This window comes from Pseudomonas citronellolis (genome assembly GCF_029335315.1).
GTDB classification, from domain to species: Bacteria; Pseudomonadota; Gammaproteobacteria; order Pseudomonadales; family Pseudomonadaceae; genus Pseudomonas; species Pseudomonas citronellolis_A.
This window is the reverse complement of sequence record NZ_JARJLT010000376.1, coordinates 1-2,545: the sequence shown is the minus strand read 5'-3', so window position 1 is coordinate 2,545 and position 2,545 is coordinate 1. Positions and strand designations below refer to the sequence as shown.

Sequence of the window (2,545 nt, the reverse complement as noted above, 5' to 3'; positions counted from 1 at the left end):
CGACCTGCGGCTCGGCGCTCGCCTGCGGGCGGAACACCAGCAGCAGGCCGGCGACGATCAGGCCCATGCCCAGCAGGCTGAGGGCGCCCAGGCGGTTGCCGAAGGCCAGGAAGTCGAGCAGCGCGGTCACCGCCGGCACCAGGTAGAACAGGCTGGTGACCTGCACCAGGTTGCCGCGGGCGATCAGCCGGTACAGCAGCAGGGTGGCGCCCACCGAGATCAGCAGGCCCATCCACAGCAGGCTGAGGATCAGCTCCAGGCTCCAGTCGAAGCGCAGCGGCTGGGTCGGCAACAGCGCCAGGCACAGCGCGAGGCCAGCCACGTACTGCAGCGGCAGGCTGCCCAGCGGGCTTTCGCTCAGGCCCTTCTGCAGCAGGGTGCCGCCGGTGATGCCGAGCAGCGCCAGCAGCGCGCAGGCCAGGCCGGCGAAGCTCAGCCCGGCCAGGCCGATGCCCTGCCAGACCACCAGCACCAGGCCGCCGAGGCCGAGCAGCAGCCCGACCAGGCGCGCGCCACCGAAGCGCCGTTCGGTGAGCAGGCCGGTGAGCAGCGGCTGCACGCCGAGCAGGGTGGCGATCATCCCCGGGGTCACCTGCAGTTGCAGGGCCCAGACGTAGAAGATCGGGTAGAAGCCCAGCAGCACCAGGCCGGTGAGCAGGGCGCGGCGGCGCTCGCGCGGTTGCCGCGGCAGACGCAGGCCGAGCAGCGGGCCGAGGACCAGCAGCGCGGCCAGGGCGATGCTGAAGCGGCCGATCAGGAAGGCCAGCGGCGAGGCGTGCGCCAGGCCCCACTTGGAGGCGATGGCGGCGCTGCTCCAGAGCAGCACGAAGAGGCCGGAACTGGTCACACCGACCAGGGTGGAAGCGTTGAAACGGGACATGTCGTCACCTGTCTTGCAAGCGGTGGCCGGCTGACGGGCAGGCGGCCGGAGGCAGTCCGCGGCGCGCGGGCGCGGCGGCGATGCGTTCAGGGAAAGCGCTTGGGCGCTAGCTGTGGGCGCGGTCGCCCGGCGGCGGGCAGGCCGCTACGCACGGGGGCGGAGGCGCTGCCACGGCAGCGATGGGGGGAGGCAGGTGGGCGACGGCATCGCGCAGACGCAGACCCGCCTCGCCGAGAGCGGCGAAGGAGAGGGCGAGGTGTGCGAGGGAGAGGGGCATGGCCGAACTCTGCGTGATGGCGCGATGTTGGGGAAGACTGTCGGGGGGACTATAGCGGCGCCTTGGCGCGAAGGCGAGGGAAACGCGAGCCGCGCGGCAATCGCGCGAGTCCGCCGGCAATTCGCCGGGGACGCGCTCCCGCCGGAGCGGGAGCGCGTGGGGGCGTTACTTGCCGGTCTTGACGTTGGTCCAGACGCGGGTACGCAGGCGGTCGATCTTCATCGGCATGGACTGCAGGGCGAACAGCTTGGCCATCTTGTCCTGCGGCGGGTAGATCGCCGGGTCGGCCTTGACGTCGGCCTGCACCAGCGGGTCAGCCGCCAGGTTGCCGTTGGCGTAGCGCACGTAGTTGCTGATGCCGGCCATCACGTCCGGGCGCAGCAGGTAGTTCATGAAGGCGTAGGCGGCCTTCTCGTCGGGCGCGTCGGCCGGCATGGCGACCATGTCGAACCACAGCGGCGAGCCTTCCTTGGGCGTGGAGTACTTGATCTCGATACCGTTCTTGGCTTCCTTGGCGCGGGTGGCCGCCTGCAGGATGTCGCCGGAGAAGCCGATGGCCACGCAGATGTTGCCGTTGGCCAGGTCGCTGACGTACTTCGAGGAGTGGAAGTAGGCGATGTACGGGCGCACCTTCAGCAGCGCTTCCTCGGCCTTCTTGTAGTCCTCGGCGTTCTGGCTGTGGTGCGGCAGGCCCAGGTAGTTCAGGGCGATCGGCAGCAGCTCGGGGCCGTTGTCCAGCACCGCTACGCCGCACTTGGCGAGCTTCTGCATGTTCTCCGGCTTGAAGAACAGGTCCCAGGAATCCAGCGGCGCGTTGTCGCCCAGCACTTCCTTGACCTTGGCCGGGTTGTAGCCGATGCCGGTGGTGCCCCACAGGTAGGGGAAGCCGTACTGGTTGCCCGGGTCGTTGACCTCCAGCGCCTTCATCAGCACCGGGTTGAGGTTCTTCCAGTTGGGCAGCTGGCTCTTGTCCAGTTTCTTCAGGGCGCCGGCCTGGATCTGCTTGGCCATGAAGTGGTTCGACGGCACCACGATGTCGTAGCCCGACTTGCCGGTCATCAGCTTGCCGTCCAGCGTCTCGTTGCTGTCGTAGACGTCGTAGGTGGCCTGGATGCCGGTTTCCTTGCTGAAGGTGGCTACGGTGTCCGGCGCGATGTAGTCGGACCAGTTGTAGATCTTCAGGGTGTCGGCCTGGGCGGCGCTGGCGGCGCCCAGGGTGAGGGTAAGCGCGAGGGCACTGGACAGCGGTGCGGTCGTTTTCATTGTTGTTTCCTGACGGCAAACGGTAGTGGCGCGGCCGGGGTAGGGCCACGGCTGCTCAAGGAATAACCGGATTGCCGGAGGATTTGGAGGGGGCGCGGTTGCCAGCGGGTCCGCAGACAGTGGCA

Annotated in this window: 2 protein-coding genes; both read right to left on the bottom strand. The window is 68.7% G+C overall.

The window, feature by feature from the left end:
- Nucleotides 1-880 (bottom strand): DMT family transporter (locus tag P3W75_RS28410; protein ID WP_276230655.1); only part of this gene is annotated, 880 nt, incomplete at its 3' end.
- Nucleotides 881-1,322: 442 nt separating this feature from the next.
- The gene (locus P3W75_RS28405; protein WP_276230654.1) at nt 1,323-2,420 is read right to left on the bottom strand and encodes a polyamine ABC transporter substrate-binding protein; all 1,098 of its coding nucleotides are present in this window, start codon (nt 2,418-2,420) and stop codon (nt 1,323-1,325) included.
- Nucleotides 2,421-2,545: the final 125 nt, after the last annotated feature.